The 21115-nt window shown below is 56.7% G+C and carries 25 protein-coding genes; 10 read left to right on the forward strand and 15 right to left on the reverse strand.

Translation table 11 applies throughout. The annotated features are described in order from the left end of the window. Window positions 1–183 precede the first annotated feature (183 nt). From minE to minC, 3 genes are read right to left on the reverse strand one after another with little or no spacing between them, the layout of a single operon-like run. A complete protein-coding gene (gene minE, locus ABTW55_RS20180) occupies window positions 184–453 on the reverse strand; it encodes a cell division topological specificity factor MinE (RefSeq protein WP_004932303.1) in 270 nt (89 codons plus the stop codon). 3 nt (window positions 454–456) lie between these two features. Continuing rightward, window positions 457–1269 (reverse strand): septum site-determining protein MinD, encoded by an 813-nt coding sequence (gene minD, locus ABTW55_RS20185; RefSeq protein WP_016927452.1) that lies wholly within the window; start codon window positions 1267–1269, stop codon window positions 457–459. Between the two features lie 25 nt (window positions 1270–1294). Further along, complete coding sequence (gene minC / locus ABTW55_RS20190; protein ID WP_025303113.1) at window positions 1295–1990, reverse strand: septum site-determining protein MinC; 696 nt, start codon at window positions 1988–1990, stop codon at window positions 1295–1297. A gap of 136 nt (window positions 1991–2126) precedes the next feature. Here minC and ABTW55_RS20195 point away from each other — a divergent pair, with 136 nt between their 5' ends. The 4 genes from ABTW55_RS20195 (at window position 2127) to ABTW55_RS20210 (ending at window position 4731) form a co-directional block, all read left to right on the forward strand. Beyond that, window positions 2127–2399 (forward strand): YcgL domain-containing protein, encoded by a 273-nt coding sequence (locus ABTW55_RS20195; protein ID WP_033634832.1) that lies wholly within the window; start codon window positions 2127–2129, stop codon window positions 2397–2399. Between the two features lie 28 nt (window positions 2400–2427). After that, complete coding sequence (locus tag ABTW55_RS20200; RefSeq protein ID WP_060421365.1) at window positions 2428–3450, forward strand: lytic transglycosylase domain-containing protein; 1023 nt, start codon at window positions 2428–2430, stop codon at window positions 3448–3450. 58 nt (window positions 3451–3508) lie between these two features. Then, window positions 3509–4165: a fumarylacetoacetate hydrolase family protein gene (locus tag ABTW55_RS20205; protein ID WP_033634830.1), complete on the forward strand. Its 657-nt coding sequence runs from the start codon at window positions 3509–3511 to the stop codon at window positions 4163–4165. 119 nt (window positions 4166–4284) lie between these two features. Next, the gene (locus ABTW55_RS20210) at window positions 4285–4731 is read left to right on the forward strand and encodes a YcgN family cysteine cluster protein (RefSeq protein WP_025159803.1); all 447 of its coding nucleotides are present in this window, start codon (window positions 4285–4287) and stop codon (window positions 4729–4731) included. Between the two features lie 677 nt (window positions 4732–5408). Here ABTW55_RS20210 and dsbB read toward each other — a convergent pair. Beyond that, window positions 5409–5939 carry a disulfide bond formation protein DsbB gene (dsbB, locus tag ABTW55_RS20215; RefSeq protein WP_033634829.1) on the reverse strand — a complete coding sequence of 177 codons (531 nt, stop codon included), beginning with the start codon at window positions 5937–5939 and terminating at the stop codon, window positions 5409–5411. A 120-nt stretch (window positions 5940–6059) separates the two neighbouring features. Next, window positions 6060–7625 (reverse strand): sodium/proton antiporter NhaB, encoded by a 1566-nt coding sequence (gene nhaB, locus ABTW55_RS20220; RefSeq protein WP_049212905.1) that lies wholly within the window; start codon window positions 7623–7625, stop codon window positions 6060–6062. 243 nt (window positions 7626–7868) lie between these two features. Here nhaB and fadR point away from each other — a divergent pair, with 243 nt between their 5' ends. After that, entirely contained in the window at window positions 7869–8588 is a 720-nt protein-coding gene (gene fadR, locus ABTW55_RS20225; protein WP_033634827.1) for a fatty acid metabolism transcriptional regulator FadR, read from the forward strand. A gap of 57 nt (window positions 8589–8645) precedes the next feature. Here the strand turns inward: fadR and ABTW55_RS20230 are convergent, their stop codons facing one another. Further along, window positions 8646–10181, reverse strand: coding sequence for a SpoVR family protein (locus tag ABTW55_RS20230; protein ID WP_004932268.1), 1536 nt, complete (start codon window positions 10179–10181; stop codon window positions 8646–8648). 299 nt (window positions 10182–10480) lie between these two features. On the opposite strand from ABTW55_RS20230, the gene zinT reads away from it, so the two are divergent. Next, the gene (gene zinT / locus ABTW55_RS20235; RefSeq protein ID WP_060421363.1) at window positions 10481–11131 is read left to right on the forward strand and encodes a metal-binding protein ZinT; all 651 of its coding nucleotides are present in this window, start codon (window positions 10481–10483) and stop codon (window positions 11129–11131) included. A 46-nt stretch (window positions 11132–11177) separates the two neighbouring features. On the opposite strand, the gene ABTW55_RS20240 is transcribed toward zinT, so the two are convergent. Beyond that, window positions 11178–11495 carry an antibiotic biosynthesis monooxygenase gene (locus ABTW55_RS20240; protein ID WP_060418882.1) on the reverse strand — a complete coding sequence of 106 codons (318 nt, stop codon included), beginning with the start codon at window positions 11493–11495 and terminating at the stop codon, window positions 11178–11180. A 542-nt stretch (window positions 11496–12037) separates the two neighbouring features. On the opposite strand from ABTW55_RS20240, the gene ABTW55_RS20245 reads away from it, so the two are divergent. Together ABTW55_RS20245 and dadX are read left to right on the forward strand one after the other, a co-directional pair. Further along, window positions 12038–13342: a D-amino acid dehydrogenase gene (locus tag ABTW55_RS20245; protein WP_033647620.1), complete on the forward strand. Its 1305-nt coding sequence runs from the start codon at window positions 12038–12040 to the stop codon at window positions 13340–13342. A gap of 76 nt (window positions 13343–13418) precedes the next feature. Continuing rightward, complete coding sequence (gene dadX, locus ABTW55_RS20250; protein WP_033654386.1) at window positions 13419–14492, forward strand: catabolic alanine racemase DadX; 1074 nt, start codon at window positions 13419–13421, stop codon at window positions 14490–14492. 8 nt (window positions 14493–14500) lie between these two features. Here dadX and ABTW55_RS20255 read toward each other — a convergent pair whose 3' ends face one another. Both ABTW55_RS20255 and ABTW55_RS20260 read right to left on the reverse strand, forming a co-directional pair. After that, window positions 14501–15694, reverse strand: coding sequence for a multidrug effflux MFS transporter (locus tag ABTW55_RS20255; RefSeq protein ID WP_033634821.1), 1194 nt, complete (start codon window positions 15692–15694; stop codon window positions 14501–14503). Between the two features lie 77 nt (window positions 15695–15771). Continuing rightward, window positions 15772–16332 (reverse strand): 3'-5' exonuclease, encoded by a 561-nt coding sequence (locus ABTW55_RS20260; protein ID WP_060421360.1) that lies wholly within the window; start codon window positions 16330–16332, stop codon window positions 15772–15774. 141 nt (window positions 16333–16473) lie between these two features. On the opposite strand from ABTW55_RS20260, the gene ABTW55_RS20265 reads away from it, so the two are divergent. Continuing rightward, a complete protein-coding gene (locus ABTW55_RS20265) occupies window positions 16474–16626 on the forward strand; it encodes a hypothetical protein (RefSeq protein WP_223479875.1) in 153 nt (50 codons plus the stop codon). Between the two features lie 11 nt (window positions 16627–16637). On the opposite strand, the gene ABTW55_RS20270 is transcribed toward ABTW55_RS20265, so the two are convergent. Then, window positions 16638–17120 (reverse strand): hypothetical protein, encoded by a 483-nt coding sequence (locus ABTW55_RS20270; protein ID WP_033654383.1) that lies wholly within the window; start codon window positions 17118–17120, stop codon window positions 16638–16640. Between the two features lie 225 nt (window positions 17121–17345). On the opposite strand from ABTW55_RS20270, the gene ABTW55_RS20275 reads away from it, so the two are divergent. Next, window positions 17346–17639 carry a hypothetical protein gene (locus ABTW55_RS20275; RefSeq protein WP_033647615.1) on the forward strand — a complete coding sequence of 98 codons (294 nt, stop codon included), beginning with the start codon at window positions 17346–17348 and terminating at the stop codon, window positions 17637–17639. A 267-nt stretch (window positions 17640–17906) separates the two neighbouring features. Here ABTW55_RS20275 and ABTW55_RS20280 read toward each other — a convergent pair whose 3' ends face one another. The 5 genes from ABTW55_RS20280 to ABTW55_RS20300 form a co-directional block, all read right to left on the reverse strand. Then, window positions 17907–18083 carry a GhoT/OrtT family toxin gene (locus tag ABTW55_RS20280; RefSeq protein WP_033634815.1) on the reverse strand — a complete coding sequence of 59 codons (177 nt, stop codon included), beginning with the start codon at window positions 18081–18083 and terminating at the stop codon, window positions 17907–17909. Between the two features lie 516 nt (window positions 18084–18599). After that, window positions 18600–18845 (reverse strand): hypothetical protein, encoded by a 246-nt coding sequence (locus ABTW55_RS20285; RefSeq protein WP_060421355.1) that lies wholly within the window; start codon window positions 18843–18845, stop codon window positions 18600–18602. A 43-nt stretch (window positions 18846–18888) separates the two neighbouring features. After that, complete coding sequence (locus ABTW55_RS20290) at window positions 18889–19167, reverse strand: hypothetical protein (protein WP_146224370.1); 279 nt, start codon at window positions 19165–19167, stop codon at window positions 18889–18891. A 54-nt stretch (window positions 19168–19221) separates the two neighbouring features. Then, complete coding sequence (locus ABTW55_RS20295) at window positions 19222–19452, reverse strand: hypothetical protein (protein ID WP_004932237.1); 231 nt, start codon at window positions 19450–19452, stop codon at window positions 19222–19224. Window positions 19453–19789: 337 nt separating this feature from the next. Then, complete coding sequence (locus tag ABTW55_RS20300; RefSeq protein WP_033634813.1) at window positions 19790–21058, reverse strand: YeaH/YhbH family protein; 1269 nt, start codon at window positions 21056–21058, stop codon at window positions 19790–19792. Window positions 21059–21115 lie beyond the last annotated feature (57 nt).

Below are 21115 nucleotides of genomic sequence, written 5' to 3' on the forward strand. Positions count from 1 at the left end.
AGGAAATAATGCGTTGAAGGTAAATCTGGCCAGAATTTACTTTAAACGAGGCGGCGGCAAAGTTAATTGGGAATAGTCCCAAAGGGAAAAATCACTTTTTTACTGCCGATAAAGCTTAATAACTGGATGCACATACAGTTACCCCCTGCATAAAATATACAGGGGGTAATTAATGCGTCGCAATCATTTAGCTGCTTCTTCCGATTCCGGTAATGTCACGTTAAGTTCAAGTACCGAAATATCGTCCCCTTTCTGCTCGAACTGCACGTGCAGCATTTCAGGATCGATCTGAATGTATTTGCAAATAACCGCCAGAATATCGCGTTTCAGATCAGGCAGATACGGGGGCTCGCTGTCCCCCCGACGACGCTCTGCGACGATAATCTGCAGCCGTTCCTTGGCTATATTGGCTGTCTGTTTTTTGCGGGACAGAAAGAAGTCTAATAAGGCCATGGTTTATCCCCCAAAAAGGCGTTTCAGGAAACCCTTCTTCTCTTCTTCAATGAAGCGGAATGGGCGTTCTTCCCCCAACAAGCGGCAAACGGTATCGTCGTACGCCTTACCGGCGTCTGACTCGGCATCCAGAATGACAGGCTCACCCTGGTTGGAAGCGCGCAGCACGGACTGGTCTTCCGGGATCACACCCACCAGTGGAATGCGCAGGATTTCCAGCACGTCTTCCATGCTCAGCATGTCGCCACGGCTGACGCGGCCCGGGTTGTAACGGGTCAGCAGCAGGTGTTCCTTGATGGGCGACTCGCCTTTCTCGGCGCGGCGTGACTTGGAGGAGAGAATGCCCAGGATACGGTCGGAGTCGCGTACCGAAGACACTTCCGGGTTGGTGGTGATGATAGCTTCGTCGGCGAAATACAGCGCCATCAGCGCACCGGTTTCGATACCGGCCGGTGAATCGCACACCACGAAGTCAAAATCCATCTCGCCGAGATCGTTGAGAATTTTTTCAACGCCTTCGCGGGTCAACGCGTCTTTGTCGCGCGTCTGCGAAGCAGGCAGGATATAGAGGTTTTCAGTGCGTTTGTCTTTGATCAACGCCTGATTCAGCGTGGCATCGCCCTGAATCACGTTCACGAAATCATACACTACCCGACGTTCGCAGCCCATGATCAGGTCAAGATTACGCAGGCCGATATCGAAATCGATCACGACGGTTTTCTTGCCTTTCTGGGCCAGGCCGGTAGCGATGGCCGCGCTCGAAGTGGTCTTGCCAACGCCCCCTTTACCCGATGTAACAACAATAATGCGTGCCATGAAATGGATTCCTTGTCAAAAGGGCTTAATTTAAAGGTTGTATGGTTAAAGCGTTATCCAACAGGCTGAGTCGTACGGCCTGCCCGACGTAATCGGACGGGATTTGGTCGCTCAACCAGTACTGCCCTGCGATAGAGACTAGCTCAGCCGCCAGGTGGGTGCAAAAAATCTGACATTGCGTGTCGCCTGACGCGCCTGCCAGTGCGCGACCGCGCATCATGCCGTAGACATGAATGTTGCCGTCGGCAATCAGTTCGGCGCCGGCGCTGACGCTGCTGGTCACGATGAGATCGCAGTTGCGGGCGTAAATCTGTTGGCCGGAACGGACAGGCGTACTGATGATGCGCGTTTTGGCGGGGGCGTTATCCGCCACCACTGGCGCAGGTGCAGGCTCCGGCGCCGCCATTTTCTGGCCTTTGCCTTCGCTCAGCAGCGGCAGCCCGGCGCGGGCTATCGCGCGCTTTTGACGCTCATCTCTGCAACCGCTGATACCCACAACGCGCAGACCTGCTGCCGCGACAGCCTGTTGAAGTTCTTTCCAGTTCGCATCGCCTTCCAGCGTTGCGACGTTGATAACAACAGGGGCGTTTTTCAGAAAAGCGGGCGCTTGCTCAACTTTTTCCTGTAACGCCTGACGTATTACCTCGGGCTGCGAATTATGCAAATGAACAACCGATAGGGTAAAACTGCTGCCTTTTAGCTCAATTGGCGATTGTGACATCTATCCTGACTCAGTCTCAGCAACTTTAAATCCCCGGAATACCACTCGGGGTGCGATATTCCGATGTACTATAAGCATGTTATAGTCAGAGTTATATCCAGGCAAGACGCTCCCTCAATTAAATAGAGTTAAAAAAATGCTTTGTGTGATCTATAGAAGCCCGAAACGCGATCAAACTTATCTTTATGTCGAAAAAAAAGACGATTTCTCTCGTGTGCCAGAGGATCTGATGAAAAGTTTCGGCGTGCCGCAATTCGCCATGATGCTTTCGCTCGATGAGCGCAAGAAATTGGCCTCGGCGGATATCGAAAAGGTGAAGCAGGCGTTGAAAGACGAAGGCTATTACCTGCAGTTCCCGCCGCCGGTTGAAAACCTGCTCAATCAGCATCTGGCGGGCGACAAGGCCTGAGACAGTCGCCACGGCCAAGGGAGGCGCGATGACACGTTCGGCGAGAAGAACCGTATTGGCCGCCTGGCTGGCGCTGGGCGGTGTGCTGATGCCCGGCGCGCCGCAGGCGGCTCAGGAGACGACGCTGGCGGCGAGCGGCCGCGATCCGGCGCAGTTCCCGGCGTATGTCGAGCAGCTCAAGCGCCGGGCGCGGGAGCAGGGCATCAGCCAGGGCACCCTTGACCGCGCTTTTGCGCAAATCCATTTCGTCGATCGGGTGATCAAGGCCGATCGCAATCAGCCGGAGCAGAAAATTACCCTGGACGACTACCTGCGGCGGGTGATGTCGCCCGCCAAGGTGCGCCAAGGGCGCGAACTGTATCGGCAGCGCCAGGCGCAATGGGCGCGCGCCAGCGAGCGCTACCGGGTGCCGGGGCGCTATATCATTGCGCTGTGGGGCATGGAGAGCGCCTACGGCAAGATTCAGGGGCGGGAAGACGTGGTGTCCGCGCTGGCGACGCTGGCGTTTGAAGGGCGCCGCGAGGCCTTTTTCAGCCAGGAGCTGATGGCGGCTTTGCAGATAGTCGAGCAGGGGCACGTCGGCGATACGCCGCTGAAAGGCTCCTGGGCCGGCGCGATGGGGCAATGCCAGTTTATGCCGAGCTCCTTCTTGCGCTACGCGGCGGACGGCGACGGTGACGGGCGCATCGATATCTGGAATAACATTGATGACGTCTTTGCGTCTACGGCCAGTTATTTGTCCAAGGAGGGCTGGCAGCCCGGTATCGGCTGGGGGCGCGAGGTTAAACTGCCCGCCGGTTTCAAGCGATCCGAGCTGGGGTTGAAAGACGCGCAGGCGCGCAGCGTCAACGCCTGGCAACAGCGCGGGGTGCGTCGTGCGGATGGCAGTGCATTGCCGCATGCCGTCCAGCGCGGTTGGATCATCGCGCCGGATGATCTCCAGGGGCGGACGTTCCTGGTCTATGATAATTTCCGCACCCTCATGCACTGGAATCGCTCTTACTATTTCGCCATCGCCGTGGGTATGATGGCGGACGCGATCGGGCATTGATCCGGCACACCAATAATCGGCTTGGCGCGCCAAGCCTCCACAGTTTGGGAGAAGCGGTATGTATCAACATAGAGACTGGCAGGGTTCGCTGCTCGATTTTCCGGTGAACAAGGTGGTTTGTGTCGGCAGCAACTACGCCGATCACATCAAGGAAATGGGCAGTGCGGTTTCCGTCGAGCCGGTGGTGTTCATCAAACCGGAAACGGCGCTGTGCGATATTCGCCAGCCGGTGGCTATCCCCAAAGAGTTCGGTGCGGTGCACCATGAGGTGGAGCTGGCGGTATTGATCGGCACGCCGTTGAAACAGGCCAACGAAGACCGCGTTGCGCGGGCGATCGCCGGCTACGGCGTGGCGCTCGATCTGACGCTGCGCGATCTGCAGGCGGGTTTTAAAAAGGCCGGTCAGCCGTGGGAAAAGGCCAAGGCTTTCGACGGTTCCTGCCCGATGTCGGGGTTTATCCCGGTGGCGGAATTTGGCGATCCGCAAAACGCCGAGCTGTCATTGACCGTTAACGATCAACTGCGCCAGCAGGGCAATACGCGTGACATGATCACGCCGATCCTGCCGCTTATCAGTTACATGAGCCGTTTCTTCACGCTGCGCGCCGGCGACATCATCCTGACCGGCACGCCGCAGGGCGTGGGCCCGATGGCCTCCGGCGACATGCTGAAAATCAGCCTGAACGGCAAAATGCTCAGTACCCGCGTGATCTGATCTCTCGCCGCCGGCGCCGTCGGCGGCAAAGCTTGCATCTTGCGGCTAAAATGTCTATATAGTCCCCCCTCGAACCTGTGCGCAGGTGACTTATCCATTTACCGAAACCGGACGCTAACATGTCACAACTCGCTTTTTGGCAACAGAAAACGCTGGCGGAAATGTCAGAACAAGAGTGGGAATCGCTGTGCGACGGGTGCGGGCAATGCTGTTTGAATAAGCTGATCGACGAAGATACCGACGAGATTTATTTTACCAACGTAGCCTGCAACCAGCTCAACATCAAATCCTGCCAATGCCGCAACTACGAGCGGCGCTTCGAGCTGGAAGAAGACTGCATCAAACTGACGCGCGAGAACCTCACCACCTTCGATTGGTTGCCGCCGACCTGCGCCTATCGCCTGATCGGCGAAGGCAAGCCGCTGTTCCCCTGGCATCCGCTGCTGAGCGGATCCAAGGCGGCGATGCACGGCGAGCGCATCACGGTGCGGCATATCGCGGTGCGCGAGAGCGAAGTGGTGGACTGGCAGGATCATATCCTCAACAAGCCGGACTGGGCCAGATAAAGGCGGGCGCCTGCAGGGCAAAATGGGGCTTCATGCAAGAGGGCGGCGTGTTCAGACATGCCGCCCTCTTGCATTATTGAGCTAACGATTTTAATCATTGGCGTGCGAATGGCGTTGACGCTCGAGGCCGGACAGAGGGAAATTTCAACATTTGATTCAAGGATGATAGGGGCTTGCGTAATAGGAGGTAGGGGGGAAAAAAGCCCCTGCAAAGATGAGGGGCAAGACACACAACAACACCAGGGAAATCGGTAGTACTCACTTTGCCGATACTATAAGGATTTTATGGGTAAACTTCACCAAAATATTGTGCTCTGAATGTGACAAAGGTGCAGTCGTTCATAAGTAACGGTAATTTATTGATGCCTGTAGGTAGGGAGGGCCGCGCTGGCGCAGCCTGTTTTTACCCGCCGGCGTCGCAGAAGTTTAATGTTATGTAAATTACGCGCTTAACCGCGCCAGGATGCTTCTTTTCAAACGATAAGTTGGGTAATTTGGCCGCTCTCCCGCAAGTTCGAGAGTATAACAATGAAAATGGTCCGTCTGTTTGCCGTGGCTGGAGCGCTGATCGTGCTCGTTTACTTCCTTACACATACCTGAGAGGGTTTTATCTCGGAATGTGACAGCAATACCTAAAAAAACGGCGCCTTTCGGCGCCGTTGTTGTTTGTCAGCCGATCAGCGGCCGAACAGATCGCGGCGACGTGGGCGAACAAATTGTGCGATCAGCACAATCAGCGCCACCAGCAGATAGGCGCCGAAGATGCCGACCAGCCACTGCGGCATTTCCAGCGTCAGGAATTGCCATTGGCGCACGGAGCAGTCGCCGGAAGCGTGGAACACCGCCGGCAGCCATTTGTCCAGCGGCAGCCACGAAGGGAAGCTCACGAAGAAGTCGCAGGTATTGAACGGCGAAGGGTGCAACTGGATCATGGTGTGCTTCCACGCCAGCTGGAGGCCTTCCCAGGCGCTGTAGATCCACAGCAAGATCGCCGCGTAGCGCAGCGGGGTTTTCGGCGCGATGGCGCCCACCAGAGAGGCACCGAGAATGCCGAACAGCGCACAACGCTCATAAATGCACATCACGCACGGCTGCAGCAGCATAACGTGCTGAAAATAGAGCGCGACCAGTTCCAACACCAACGCTGTCAGGGCCATTAGCAGCCAGGCGCCGCGTCCTTGTGAACAGCGGTTAAAGAATTGCAACATATCTAGATTCTTCCATGCAGTAAGCAATTGAACCGGCAGTGTAAACCAATTCCTCCTCGCTGCCAGCCACCTGGGCTGGATTGAGCGTAAAAATAGTCGGTTCACCCTGCCGGCACCGTTTCAGTGGCCGACGGCGTCGACGGGCGGCAGCGTCAGCCAATGCCACTGGGTCAACAGCTCGGTCGCCGGTTCCAGCGTGAACTGGACGCACAGCAAGCCAACCACCGTCAGCACCACCGTATAAGGCAGGGCCATCCACACCATGCGGCCATACGACAGACGCACCAGCGGCGCCAATGCCGACGTCAGCAGGAACAGAAACGCCGCCTGCCCGTTAGGGGTGGCAACCGATGGCAGGTTGGTGCCGGTATTGATGGCGACCGCCAGCAGCTCGAACTGCTTCAGCCCGATAGCGCCGGTTTCCAGCGCGGTGCGCGCCTCGTTGATGTAAACCGTGCCGACGAACACGTTGTCGGAAACCGACGACAGCAGGCCGTTGAACAGATAGAACAGCGAAAGCTGAGAGGCGGGCTCGGCGCGCAGCACGAACTGGATCACCGGGCTGAACAGGTGCTGTTCGATGATCACCGCGACCACGGTGAAAAACACCGTCAGCAGAGCGGTGAACGGCAGCGCTTCCTGGAACGCTTTGCCGATGGCGTGCTCATCGTTCACGCCGCACAGGGAGGTGGCGAGCACGATCACCGACAGGCCGATCAGCCCCACTTCCGCCAGGTGGAAGGCCAGCGCCAGCACCAGCCAAACGCCGATCAGCGCCTGCATCACCAGTTTGAGCCGTTCTTGCTTGCTGCGGCCCGCGGTGGCCTTGCGGTCATACTCTTTCAGCACGTCGCGCACCGCCTCCGGCAACTGCGCGCCGTAGCCAAACAGGCGAAAACGTTCTACCAGCCAACAAACCAGCAGGCCGCACACCAGCACCGGCAGCGTGACCGGCGCCATACGCAGGAAGAAATCGATAAAGCCCCAGCCCGCGTTTTTGGCGATGATCAGGTTCTGCGGCTCGCCCACCATGGTCATGACCCCGCCGAGCGCGGTGCCGACGCCGGCGTGCATCAGCAGGCTGCGCAGAAAGGCGCGGAATTGCTCCAGCGTCTGTTTACGCTCTTCACCGGCGAAATCGCTGTCATCGCCGATGTCGCCATCGGGGCGATTCGAGGTCACGTTGTGATAGATGGAATAAAAGCCGGTGGCCACGCTGATCACTACCGCCACGACCGTCAGCGCGTCGAGGAAGGCGGAAAGTAAGGCGGCGGCCAGGCAGAACGCCAGCGACAGCAGCGTTTTCGAACGGATGTTGAGCAGCAGCTTGGTGAACACGAACAGCAGCAGCTGCTTCATAAAGTAGATGCCGGCCACCATAAAGATCAGCAGCAGCAGCACTTCCAGGTTATGTTCGATTTCCTGCGAAACCTGCGCCGGGCTGGTCATGCCGATGGCCACCGCCTCCAGCGCCAGCAGGCCGCCCGGCAGCAGCGGATAGCATTTCAGCGCCATCGCCAGGGTAAAGATGAACTCGACCACCAGCAGCCAGCCCGCGATAAACGGGCTGGCGAAAAAGAACACCAGGGGGTTGATCGCCAGAAAAATGAGAATGGTCAGTTTGTACCAGTCGGGAGATTGCCCCAGAAAATTTTTGAGCAGGGCGCTGCGCAAGGTTGTTTCCATTGTCCTTTATGCATCCTTAAATCAGTCGTAGCACGTACCCTAACAATGCGGCGGGGGCGGGCGCAACCGGAGCTTGTTTTACGGCGGCAAATTTCTGCCGGCCGGTGTTTTTGCTCGTTTTTTGCCACGTTATGCACACTTTCGTTTATTGTTTTTCGCTCACGCTATGTCATGTCAGCGCGATCTGGTATGATGAGCTGATTACTTTTACTGATTTTATCGTCGCAACGGAACGTCAAACACATGGTCATAAAGGCGCAGAGTCCTGCCGGTTTCGCGGAAGAGTACATTATTGAGAGTATTTGGAATAATCGCTTCCCCCCTGGCTCTATTTTGCCCGCGGAGCGTGAGCTTTCGGAGTTGATTGGCGTCACGCGCACTACGTTACGTGAAGTGTTGCAACGTCTGGCCCGCGATGGCTGGTTGACCATTCAGCATGGCAAACCGACCAAAGTGAACAATTTCTGGGAAACGTCCGGCCTCAATATCCTTGAGACCGTAGCCCGTCTCGATCACAAAAGCGTCCCGCAGCTGATCGATAACCTGTTGTCCGTGCGTACCAATATCGCGTCGATCTTTATTCGCGCCGCGGTGCGCAATCATCCTGAGCAGGCGCAGGAAGTGCTGGCGAAAGCCGCCGAGGTGGAAGATCAGGCGGACGCTTTCAATCTGCTCGATTACGAGATCTTCCGCGGCTTGGCGTTCGCTTCCGGCAACCCGATCTACGGCCTGATTTTCAACGGCCTGAAAGGGCTGTATACCCGCGTGGGCCGTTACTACTTCTCCAACCCGGAAGCGCGCAAGCTGGCGTTGGCCTTCTACAGCAAGCTGTCCACGCTGTGCCATGAGAAGCTGTACGACCAGGTGATGGATACCGTGCGCAACTACGGTAAAGACAGCGGGGCGATTTGGCAGAGCATGCAGGGCACCATGCCGAGCGATCTGACCGAAGCGCGTCGCTAATCGCGTGTCGATGAAATAACGAAGGGCGCCATGCGGTGCCCTTTGTCGTTGTGGCGGTTACAGCGGCGTCGGCCGCGGCGGGCAGCGATCGAGCAACTCCACGCTGCCGTCTTCGTTTTGCTGTTCGAGGATCACGTCGAAGCCCCACAGGCGATGCAGGTGCTTCAACACGTCGCGGCGGCTCTTATCCAGCGGTGCGCGTTCCTGTGGGATGTAGCGCAGCGTCAGCGAGCGATCGCCGCGCAGATCCACGTTCCAGATCTGAATGTTCGGCTCGTGATTGCTCAGGTTGTATTGCGCCGACAGCTCCTGGCGGATCGCCCGGTAACCGGCCTCGTTGTGGATCGCGGCAATTTCCAGATAGTTGTTGCGATCGTCGTCCAGTACGGTGAACAACCGGAAATCGCGCATCACTTTGGGCGACAGGAACTGGCTGATAAAGCTCTCGTCCTTGAAGTCGCGCATGGCGAAGTGCAAGGTGTCCAGCCAGTCTTTGCCGGCGATGTCCGGGAACCAGTAGCGGTCTTCTTCGGTTGGCGACTGGCAGATTCGCTTGATGTCCTGGAACATGGCGAAGCCCAGCGCATAAGGGTTGATGCCGTTATAGTACGGGCTGTTGTACGGCGGCTGATACACCACGTTGGTGTGGCTGTGCAAAAACTCCAGCATAAACCGCTCGGTCACACGGCCCTCGTCGTACAAATGGTTGAGGATGGTGTAGTGCCAGAAAGTGGCCCAGCCCTCGTTCATCACCTGAGTCTGTTTTTGCGGATAAAAATACTGGCTGACTTTGCGCACGATGCGCAGCACCTCACGCTGCCAGGGTTCCAGCAGCGGCGCATTTTTCTCGATAAAATAGAGGATGTTTTCCTGCGGCTCGCTCGGATAGCGGCGCGCCTGCTCCGGCGACTCTTCACGTTCGACGCGTGGCAGGGTCTTCCACAGCGTGTTCACCTGGCTTTGCAGATACTCTTCGCGGCTTTTCTGGCGCGCTTTCTCTTCCACCAGTGAGATTTTCTGCGGGCGTTTGTACCTGTCGACCCCGTAGTTCATCAGTGCGTGGCAGGAGTCCAGCAGCCGCTCCACTTCATCGACGCCGTAGCGTTCTTCGCACTGGCTGATGTAGTGGCGGGCGAACAGCAGATAATCGACGATGGAGCTGGCGTCGGTCCAACTGCGGAACAGATAGTTATTCTTGAAGAACGAGTTGTGGCCATAGCAGGCGTGCGCCATCACCAGCGCCTGCATGGTGATAGTGTTCTCCTCCATCAGGTAGGCGATGCAGGGATTGGAGTTGATGACGATTTCATACGCCAGCCCTTGCTGGCCCTGTTTGTAGCGCTGTTCGGTTTCGATGAATTTCTTGCCGAAGGACCAATGGGTATAGTTGATCGGCATGCCGACGCTCGAATAGGCGTCCATCATCTGCTCGGAGGTGATCACCTCGATCTGATGGGGGTAGGTGTCGAGCCGGTAATGCTTGGCGACGCGGTCAATCTGCTCCAAATACACCTGCAGCAGTTCGAACGTCCAGTCCGGTCCATCGCTCAGACGTTTGTCATCCTTGACCTTTTCATGTGTTGAAGTAGTCATCAGCGCACCCTCATTATTCACGGGTCTTGCTCAAACGGCAGACCCTGTATCAAGCATAGTTCAAGTCATAATTAACCATTGCAAATCAGTGAAATAAAAATGCCGGTACGCACGGGAGCGAGCGGCGGTCAATCCGGCGCCCGTCCCGGCAGAAAGCGCCTCAGCACTTGGCTCCCTCTCCGAGTATAGCCCTGCGGCAAGGGCGCGCAACACACTGCCTGCTGCGCGACAGGGATTGAAAAATGTTATGTTATATTGTAACTTTTAGTTTTTTCTCAATAACGGACAAGGAGCGCATTTTGGCGAGGCATTTTGGCAAACTGGCGGTGGCGCTGGCCGCACTGTTTATCAGCGGGCAGGCGTTTGCCCACGGGCATCATTCACATGGCAAGCCGCTGACGGAGGTGGAAAAAAAAGCGGAGGCGGGCGTGTTCGACGATAAGGACGTCAAAGATCGCAATCTGGCGGATTGGGAGGGCGTCTGGCAATCCGTGTATCCTTATCTGCTCAATGGGGATCTTGACCCGGTGTTCAAGAAGAAAGCGGCAAAGGATAAGAGCAAGACCTTCGAGGAAGTAAAAGCGTATTACCGAAAAGGGTATGCTACCGATGTGGATACCATCGGCATTGAAAACGGCGTCATGGAGTTTCATCGCGGCGACCAATCCAGCGCCTGTCAGTATAAGTACGCCGGGCATAAGATCCTGACGTATGTCTCTGGTAAGAAGGGCGTGCGTTATCTGTTCGAATGCCAGGATGCCGGCAGCCTGGCGCCGAAATTCGTGCAGTTCAGCGATCATATTATCGGCCCGCGCAAATCGGCGCATTTCCATATCTTTATGGGCAACACGTCGCAGGAAGCGTTGCTGAAAGAAATGGACAACTGGCCGACTTATTACCCATTCCAACTGCAGACCAAAGAAGTCGTGGACGAGATGCTGCATCATTGATGCCACTCGCTCACGTCACCACAAGCCCGCTTATGTGGGCTTGTGCTCAGTCAAACGGTCTGATTTGCAGGTAATCGTCCGTCACTGCCATTTCAAACAGCGTTTCATCCGCCAACAGGGTCGCCCGCATTCGCTCCCGGGCTTGCCGGTAGCGTTCATCCAACTGAATATCACCGGCGTTTTCCCATGCGGCTCGGCTTGGCCATTGCGCATAGCCGATAAACTTCCCGCTCATATCTCGATGCAGGCGCGAGCCGAGGCTGCCGCGCTGCAGATAGATCCCTTGGGTCAACTCAAGCCAGGCCAGGCGAAAGGCGTGTTCGTGCCCGGTTTTGACTGAGAACCGGTAGATGGCGATGAACATAAAGGGTTCTCCAGAAAAGCAACAGTGTGAACTTTAGGATCTGCTTCTGGCTTCAACGTTCATATCGTGCTGCCGCGTTCAACATAAACGGGCGGGGCTAAGGGCTCGGCTGTTTTAATCCAGTAGTGAAAACAAGGTTAATTTTTTGCCGAAATTTTACGCGTTTTTTCTGCTGCGGGGAGAGGGGATTCATTTTTGTCTGTTATGTTGGTATTTTTTGTTTTATTGGGTTTTTATTCTGTTTATATGTTGGCTGATGTTTTTATATTCTGTTAAATCAATGTTGCTTATTACGCCTTTTTTGGCTGCTATCATTGATAGCAATGCTATCGATTCAGCGGCGGTCTGACGCTATAATCCCTTCTAAACCGCATCTTATCGCTATTTACGAGCGGCTATTGCAAATGCTCGGCTCATCGACGATAAATTAATTGTGAATATTGTCACGTTTGATGACGAAGTTGTTGGACGGATTTTTTCACTGAGTTAATTTCCTGTGAGCAGAAGATTATGCTTTGTGAAGCCTTGGGCTGGAGTCAGCGATGCGAGTGGTAATTTTAGGTAGTGGAGTGGTGGGCGTAGCCAGTGCCTGGTATTTGGCGAAGGCAGGGCATGAGGTGACGGTGATCGATCGTCAGCCAGGTCCGGCACTGGAAACCAGCGCGGCGAACGCCGGGCAGATTTCACCGGGCTATGCCGCGCCCTGGGCGGCACCGGGCGTGCCGTTGAAGGCCATCAAGTGGATGTTCCAGCGCCATGCGCCGTTGGCGATCCGCCTCGACGGCAGCAGCTTCCAGCTGAGCTGGATGTGGCAGATGTTGAAAAACTGCAACACCGAACACTACATGACCAACAAAGGCCGCATGGTGCGCCTGGCGGAATACAGCCGCGACTGTATCAAGGCGCTGCGTCAGGAGACCGGCATCCAGTACGAAGGTCGCCAGGGCGGCACGCTGCAGCTGTTCCGCACCCAACAACAGTTCGAAAACGCAGCGAAAGACATTGCGGTATTGGAAGATGCCGGTGTGCCTTACAGATTGCTGGAAGCCGGCCAGCTCGGCAGCGTCGAGCCGGCGCTGGCGCAGGTGGCGCACAAGCTGACCGGCGGCCTGCAGCTGCCGAACGACGAAACCGGCGATTGCCAGCTGTTTACGCAGCAGCTGGCGAAAATGGCGCAGCAGGCGGGCGTAACCTTCCTGTTCAACCGCAGCGTTGACCGCCTGCTGGTGGAGGGCGACAAGATCGCCGGCGTGCAGTGCGGCGAGGACGTGTTTAAAGCCGACAGCTACGTGGTGGCGTTCGGTTCGTATTCCACGGCGCTGCTGCGCGGCCTGGTTTCTATCCCGGTTTATCCGCTGAAGGGCTATTCGCTGACCATTCCTATCACCGATGAAGCGGCGGCGCCGTTCTCCACGGTGTTGGACGAGACGTACAAAATCGCCATCACCCGTTTCGATCAGCGCATCCGCGTCGGCGGCATGGCGGAGATCGTCGGTTTCAATACGCAGCTGGAGCAAAAACGGCGCGAAACGCTGGAGATGGTGGTGCGCGATCTCTACCCGAACGGCGGTAGAGTGGAAGACGCGACGTTCTGGACCGGCCTGCGGCCGATGACGCCGGACGGTACGCCCATTGTCGGCCGCACTTCGCTGAAGAACCTGTATCTCAATACCGGGCATGGTACGTTGGGCTGGACGATGGCCTGCGGTTCCGGGCAGTTGTTGTCCGATCTGATGTCCGGCATTACGCCGGCGATCCCTTCCGATGATCTGGCGGTGGCGCGTTACAGCGCCGGGTTTCGCCAGCAACACGCGGTTCCGCTGAACGACGTGCATCCCGCGCGTTAATCGTCGACGCTGTCATAGACTTTCCCGGCCACGCGCAGGCGCGCGTGGCCGCTGTACGCTGCCCCAAGGAGAAGCGATGCCCCGTCCGATAACCGCCACGATGCATCTTGGCGCAATTGAAAATAACCTGCAGGTGGTGCGCCGTTTCGCCCCCGGCGCCAAAGTCTGGGCGGTGGTCAAGGCCAACGCCTATGGCCACGGCATCAAACACGTTTGGCGTAGCATGGCGCAAACCGACGGCTTCGCCATGCTGGATCTGGCCGAAGCGGTGCTGCTGCGTGAGTCGGGTTGGCAAGGGCCGATTCTTCTGCTGGAAGGTTTCTTCCAGCCGCAGGATTTGGCGTTGCTCGATCGTTATCGCCTGACGACGGCGGTGCACAGCGACTGGCAGCTGGCGGCGATCGCCGATGCCACGCTGAGCGCACCGCTCAATGTCTATCTGAAAGTGAACAGCGGCATGAATCGGCTGGGGTTCGCACCCGAGCGGCTGCACGAGGTGTGGCGCAGGGCGCAGGTGGTTGCCAACATCGGCGAGCTTACGCTGATGAGCCATTTCGCCACCGCCGACGGCCCGGAAGGCGTGACCCAGCAGATGGCTACCATCGAGGCGGCCGCTGCCGATATCCCGCTGCCGCGCTGCCTGGCCAACTCGGCCGCCACGCTGTGGCATTCTTCTGCCCACGGCAGTTGGGTACGCCCTGGGATCATTCTGTATGGCGCTTCGCCGAGCGGGTGCTGGAATGACGTTGCGGCGACGGGGTTGCAGCCGGCGATGACGCTGAGCAGCGAGATCATCGGCATTCAGCAGCTGAAGTCTGGCGATCGCGTGGGTTACGGCGGCCGTTACAGCGCCGCCGGCGCGCAACGTATTGGCGTGGTGGCCTGCGGTTACGCCGACGGCTATCCGCGTCATGCGCCGACCGGCACGCCGGTATGGGTTGACGGCGTGCTGACGCGCACCCTGGGAACGGTATCGATGGATATGCTGGCGGTGGATCTGACGCCCTGTCCGCAAGTCGAGCTGGGCGCCGAAGTGGAGCTGTGGGGGAAACGCCTGCCGGTGGACGAGGTGGCCACGGCGGCAGGAACGTTGGGCTATGAGCTGCTGTCGGCGTTAGCGGCGCGGGTGCCGGTCGCCATTGAAGCCTGAGCCGCGGCTCAGGCGACTTTTCTGATCTGCCCTTTAATCTGCTTGCTGAGCCGCCGCGCGTGCAGCGCCAGCAGGCAGCCCGCCAGCATCACCAGCGCCAGCGACAGCTTCGGTTGCAGCGGCAACGCCATCGCCACCAGACCCAGCGCGGCACCGCCCGCCATCTGCACGAAACCGACCAGCGCGGACGCGACGCCGGCCTCATTGGAATACGGCTCCAGCGCGTAGCTGGTGGCCGGGCCCATCACGAACGCCAACCCGGCGCAGGCGCTGGCGACCGGCAACATATACGCCAGCCAGTGCGCTTGCGCCGTCGCGGGCAGTAGCATGACGCCCAGCAGCAGGCCCAGACAGCCCAGCCCCATCAACATGCCGCCGGTCGCCAGACAAACCGGGCGGCCGACCTTGTGGATGATGCGGTTGGCGAAGAAGCTGACCAGCATGATCCAGAAACCGTTGGCGCCGAACACCAGCGAGAATTGCAGCGGGGTCAGGCCGGCGGTGCCCATCAGCACGTTCGGCGCCAGAGAAACGTAGGTCAGCGCCATGCCCATCGCCCCGGAGTTCACCACCGCAAAGGAGAGGAAACGGCGATCGCTGAGGATGCGCGCGTATTGGCGCACCGGCAGCCCTTTGACCGGCACGGTGTCGGCAGGGCGAGTTTCCGGCAGGCGCAGCGCGATCAGCACCAACACCAGCAGCGCGTAGCCGACCAGGAACCAGAAGGGGGCGCGCCAGCCGAAGGCTTCGGCGAGCAGGCCGCCGAGCAGGGGCGCCAGCGCCGGGATGATGTTCAGCGTGCCGTTGAGAAAGCCGAAAGCGCGGGCGGCATCGTCGCCATTCAGGCGATCGCGCACGCCGCTGAAGGCGACGACGGCGGTGCAGCAAACCGCCACCCCTTGCAGCAGACGCGAAGCGATGAAAACCGTCGGGCTGGTGGCCAGCGCCGCCATCGCGGCGCCGATCATGTAGAGGATAATGCCGGCCAGCGCCACCGGCTTGCGGCCATAGTTATCCACCAGCGGCCCGGCGATGACCTGGCCGAGGCCAAGCACCAGAATAAACAGTGAAATGGTGGATTGGATCAGCGCTTCGCTGCTGCCCAGGCCGACGGCAATGGCGGGAATGGTCGGCAGGTAAAGATCGATGCCTAATGGGCCGAGCAGCACCAGGCTGAGAAGCATAAACAGAAATTTTTGCATAACAGGAAAGGCACGTCCAAGTGACAAAGAGGGCTAGAGTAGAGACTCTGGCGGCAAATGAAAAGGGGCAAAGCGGGTCAGCGCTGCGCCCCTTGGCGGTAATAGAGCGCCGAGACGGTATCGGCCACATAACGGGCCTGGTGGCGAGCATCATCCAGCGCGCGATGCGGCATACCTTCGAACGGGCGGGCTTTTTTCGGGTTAAAGCCGTGCAGTTCCGCCAGCGTGATCACCGTGCGCACGTCCTGGGTATCCCAGAATTTCCACGGGCAGGGCATTTCAAATTGCTGGAAGGCGTGTTCGAGGATCGCGCAGTCGAACTCTTTGCCGTTGCCCCAGACTTTCACCGTGTCGGTGCTGTTCATATGGATAAAGCGGCTGAGGCTGCTCAGTACGCGTTTCAGGCTCTCGGTGCCGCTGAAGGCCTGTTTGCGGGCCTCATCGGACTGTTTCGCCCACCAGGCGACCGTATCCAGGCTAATGGTACGGCCCGGCTGGTCTTTCTGGCTGCTGACGGCGGCTTCGAATTCGGCGCCCAGCTCCCCGGTTCGGGGATCGAAAAACACCGCCGCCACCACCAGAATGACGGCGCTGGGTTTTATATCCAGGGTTTCAATGTCTAACATCAGATGGTGCATCGGCGTATCCGGCGGTTGCGTGGTGGCTTAATGTTACTACAGAACGTGCGCCGATGAGGGCTGTGTGCGCATGAAATCCTTTTAAAGCGCCGCGTTCAGGTTATGATATTCGGGATACTCTTGTCAGGTTGGTCGCTATCGGTGAGAACGCTTATCTTTATTCTGTGCATGGTCGGCTACTTGCTGCTGCTGGGCTACCTTGGCATGTTCGTCACGGACAAGATCTGTGAGAAGGCGGGTAACTACACTAAAATCTGCCGTATCGTAGACATTTCCGAACCGCACATCCCCTAATAGCCCCCTGTTTATCCCAGATAGTCGGTGGTAATCAGCGGCGTCAGGATGGCCGCCAGCGCCGTGAGCGCTCCCCATTGCCGCCAGCCCAGCCTCGCCAGCCAGTCATGCCGCTGCGGCGGCGTGGCCAGTTGCCCGACGGCCACGGCGCCGGTAAGCAGCAGCGTCAGAATCAGCAGCACCAGGCCACGGCTCACCAGCGTGAACTCAACATGCAGCACATTGGCGTAATACAGGCGCATCAGAATAAAATAGCTGAGCAAGACCCAGGCGAAAACGACGTTCTTCTTGAGCACCTGCTGCAGCATCAGCGCGAGGAACAGGCTGTGAAACAGCGACAGCAGCGGGGCCTCGATCGGATGCCGAACGCAGACGTTGTAGACCGCCATGTAAATGTTGAAAACCAGCAGGCTATAGATCACGTAAATATACCAGCCGTAGATGACCTTGAGCTTTTTCGGGTTCGGCGGCAGAGAGAGTGCGTCCGGTTTCATTAATGCCTCCTGATGATGCCATGCGAACGCTGCGGTTGAAGGCGGCGCGGCGACATCGTAATTTAAAATCCACAGGGTATATATCACCCGAGCGCTAAATGACAATTAAACGCCGGATCGGCTTTATTTCCGCGTTTGCCTGGAACTCTTTTGCGCTTGCGGGGTCGATTGGCGTGTGAACGCCTGGCGGTGTTCACACCACAATGGAAGACGTAATACATTGATATGAAAGATTATAAAAACACCTCGGGCACAAAAATCCTGCTGCTGTTCAGCCTGGCGTTTTATACGTTGTTGCCGCCGTTGTTGACGGCGGCCGTGTTTGACCGTTTCAATCTTAACCCGTTTGCGATCGTTAAATTTTTCCACTTTAACCCGTTTTCAGCCGATCGGGGCATACCCGGTTATCAGACGTTCTTCTACTTGCTGATGTTATGGTTGGGGTTGAATATTTTTCTCTGGCTGCTGGTGTGGGGCGCAGGGCGGCTGTATCAACGCTGGCGTGCGCCGCGCGGCTGATATTTTTCCAGGGGGGAAGAGTTACGCAGGGAAATGACTTTACATTCAATAATGAGACGTATTATCATTTGAATCGCCGGTGAGGGGAAAAGGGTTGTCTCCTTCTGTGCCCCCCGATCCGGCACGACATTGCTCACATTGCTTCCAATTTTCATGCCAGCCTTGCGCTGGCGTTTTTTTATCCCGCGCCAAAAATCCACTGCGCCGGTGGTCGGCCTCTTTTCATTAGCATGCCTGTTTAAAAACCCACGCGAGGTATTGGGGGCGTCAGAACAGCGAAAACAGCAACACCACCGGCAGGCTTAACGGCCAGGTTAACCCGATGGTCAGCGCGCTGATACAGCGAATTTTGACGGTGTCCCGGCTAACCAGGTAGGTGAAAATCATAGAAACTAACAGGCCGATAAAATAACAGTATTGCGTTGCAACCCACAGCGACGACATGAAACCCGATCCCAGTTGTATTTTTACGCGCGAATTCTAGGAGCTTGGCGGGTGATAATCAATGACCAAAGGCCGTTTATTCAAACCTTTATCCATAAGAATGCATAATTTATTTCTATAAAGAACGTAGGGTTATTAACGGTCTTACGTTTATTACCAAAAGAAATCAACAGCATAGTTACCGGTAACATTTCGCGTCAGGCAAACCCTCTTTCTGGAGGTGACTCCCCTAAGTAGTAAAAGAGCCGGTGAAGGGGGGAACGCGATGGGGGTTATGAATCATAAAAATTAATGATGTATTGGCGGACGGACGGCTAAGGTGAGCTGGCGTGGGTTTGGCGGTACGTGAACCCTTCAGGCGCCGGTTCTAGCGCATCAGTCACGATGCGCCGCCAGCCGGCCAGGGAGGGGGATTGTGGACGTTGCGGGTTTAATGAATGTTAAGACCGTAGACGAACAGCCACGAAAACAGCAGCGCCAGCAGGCATGCCATAAAAACAATGGAGATCATTTCCTTCACAACTTCATTCCTTTTTCCGTTGGGCTAAATTTACTTCTCTTTGTTTTTGCGCGAAATTTTAGATCGACATGGGTAAAAATCCTAGTTTTAATCGTTTTTTTCTCCCCCCTTGCGGCGTAAGCCGCTTCGATAAGGCCGTGGCGACGCCGGAAAACCGGGAACGCTAACTCGTCGTCGCCATTGTTGAACGCCGTGAAGCTGACTATAAAAAATGGGGACTGCGTGGCGCCGAAGGCAGCCACGCGCCTCCCTTAAGGGGAGCCATTCATCTGTCTACGGCGCAGTCTATGAGATGAAGGAGTCGGCAATGAGCACGCAACCCATTATCGTGCTGGTACGCTGATTCTGGGACGGCGTCGCGCAGGGGATATTCGGCGATTCATACGGTGGAAATGCGCTGACCTCGCTGGTTTCCATGCCGATGAGGTGGCGGGTTTGATTGATGAGGTGGCCGGCGCGAAATACAGCAAGGGCAGAAAGGGTTTTCGGACTAAAAGATGACATTCTGCGGCAGGCTATCCCTTCGCTGATATCGCTATCGATATTAATAATCAACAGCATCATCGACACGACGGCGGCGGCAATAATGGCGTAGATACCTGCCTTACGTATATCGCCTTAGCGTCCGTTAACGCCGATCATTTCTATGGCTGCACGATGCAACCGCTGAAAATAATCATCGGGCTGTTTTTCTATCTCCTGGATAAGGCTGGCGAGCAGGTTCTGTTTGGTTATCGGCTTGTTGGCGGTCAGCACCAGCAGCACGTTTTTGCCAAGCAGGCAGCATATTTGCTTATGGTATTCATCAACATCGTGCTTGTTGAGGCCATAGAGGGTGTAATCGATCATGATGTCTAACCTGCTGACAGGTAAATGCCCGCCGCAGCGGGCTGAGAAGCCATAGAAAAATAAAATGAGGCAAATTTCGCTTAGGAAGAGACTTAAGCGACGGGGTAACGATAACTGAATGGGAATATTCCTATCAAGCCGTGTGGGCACAGAGGCGAATGTTTAGGAATAACCTCAGAAGAACAAATAATAGAGACGGCCGTTCTGGGGAATCTGACTTATTATTGATATTGCCATTGCCTAAAAATCAAACATAGGTGATGTAAATATATAATGCGAAAAAGAAACAGCCGGAAAACGGCGTTTTCCGGCTGTGGTGACATTCACGCGACGTTATTCACACGGTCTGTTTGCGAAACAGTTCGCGGAATACCGGATAGATATCGTCCGGTTCTCGGATATGCTGCATGGCGAAGTTATCGAATCTTGCCTGCAGATCCTCATATTCGCGCCACAGCGTTTGGTGAGCGCGGCGAGTGATTTCTATGTAGCTGTAATAACGCACCATCGGCAGGATCTTTTTCGCCAACAGCTCATGGCACAGCGGTGAGTCGTCGGCCCAGTTGTCGCCGTCCGACGCTTGCGCGGCGTAGATATTCCATTGCGCCGGGTCATAACGCTCTTCGACCACGTCGTTCATCAACTTCAGCGCGCTGGAGACGATGGTGCCGCCGGTTTCCTGCGAATAGAAGAACTCCTGTTCGTCCACCTCTTTCGCCTGGGTGTGATGGCGAATATAGACCACCTCGACGTTCTTGTAGGTTCGGCTCAGGAACAGATAAAGCAGAATGTAAAAGCGCTTGGCCATGTCTTTGGTCGCCTGATCCATCGAACCGGACACGTCCATCAGGCAGAACATCACCGCCTGGCTGGAAGGCTCCGGCCGGCGCTCATAGTTTTTGTAGCGCAGGTCGAAGGTATCGATAAACGGTACGCTTTCGATTTTCTTGCGCAGTTCGGCAATTTCCTTGCGCAGCCGCTCCTCTTCCAGCAATTGCACCGGTTCGGTGTTTTCCAGCTGGGTCAGCGCGTCTTCCAGCTCGTGCAACGCGCGTCTTTTACCGGCGGTCATGGCGGTACGTCGCGCCAACGAGTTCTGCAGCGAACGCACGACGCTGATGTTGGCCGGCACGCCGTTGGCGGTATAGCCGGCGCGATGGGTTTTGAACTCGGTCAGCTGCTTGTACTGATTCTTTTTCAGGTTGGGCAGGGCGAGATCCTCGAACAGCAGATCGAGGTACTCGTCTTTGGAGATCTGGAAGACGAATTCATCCTGGCCTTCACCGTCCTGGCTGGCGTTGCCCTGGCCGCCGCCACCGCCTGCGCCGCCCTGAGGCCGCTCAACGCGATCGTTCTGCACGAAGTGGTCATTGCCCGGGTGAACGCGATGGCGAGTGCCGCCGCGCCCCTGATGAAACATCGGTTCGTTGATATCGTCAGTGGGGATGGAGACCGACTCCCCGCTGTCTACGTCGGTGACCGAACGCTTGTTGATGGCTTCGGCAATCGACTGTTTGATTTGCGACTTGTAACGGCGCAAGAAGCGCTGGCGGTTCACCATGCTCTTGTTTTTGCCGTTCAGCCGCCGGTCAATGAAATAGGCCATACTTCCCCCAAACGACGTTGCCAACTCTTCATGTCCCGGCCGCGACAGCGCAATATG

Source organism: Serratia sp. SM04 (assembly GCF_040280225.1).
Lineage (GTDB): Bacteria > Pseudomonadota > Gammaproteobacteria > Enterobacterales > Enterobacteriaceae > Serratia > Serratia sarumanii.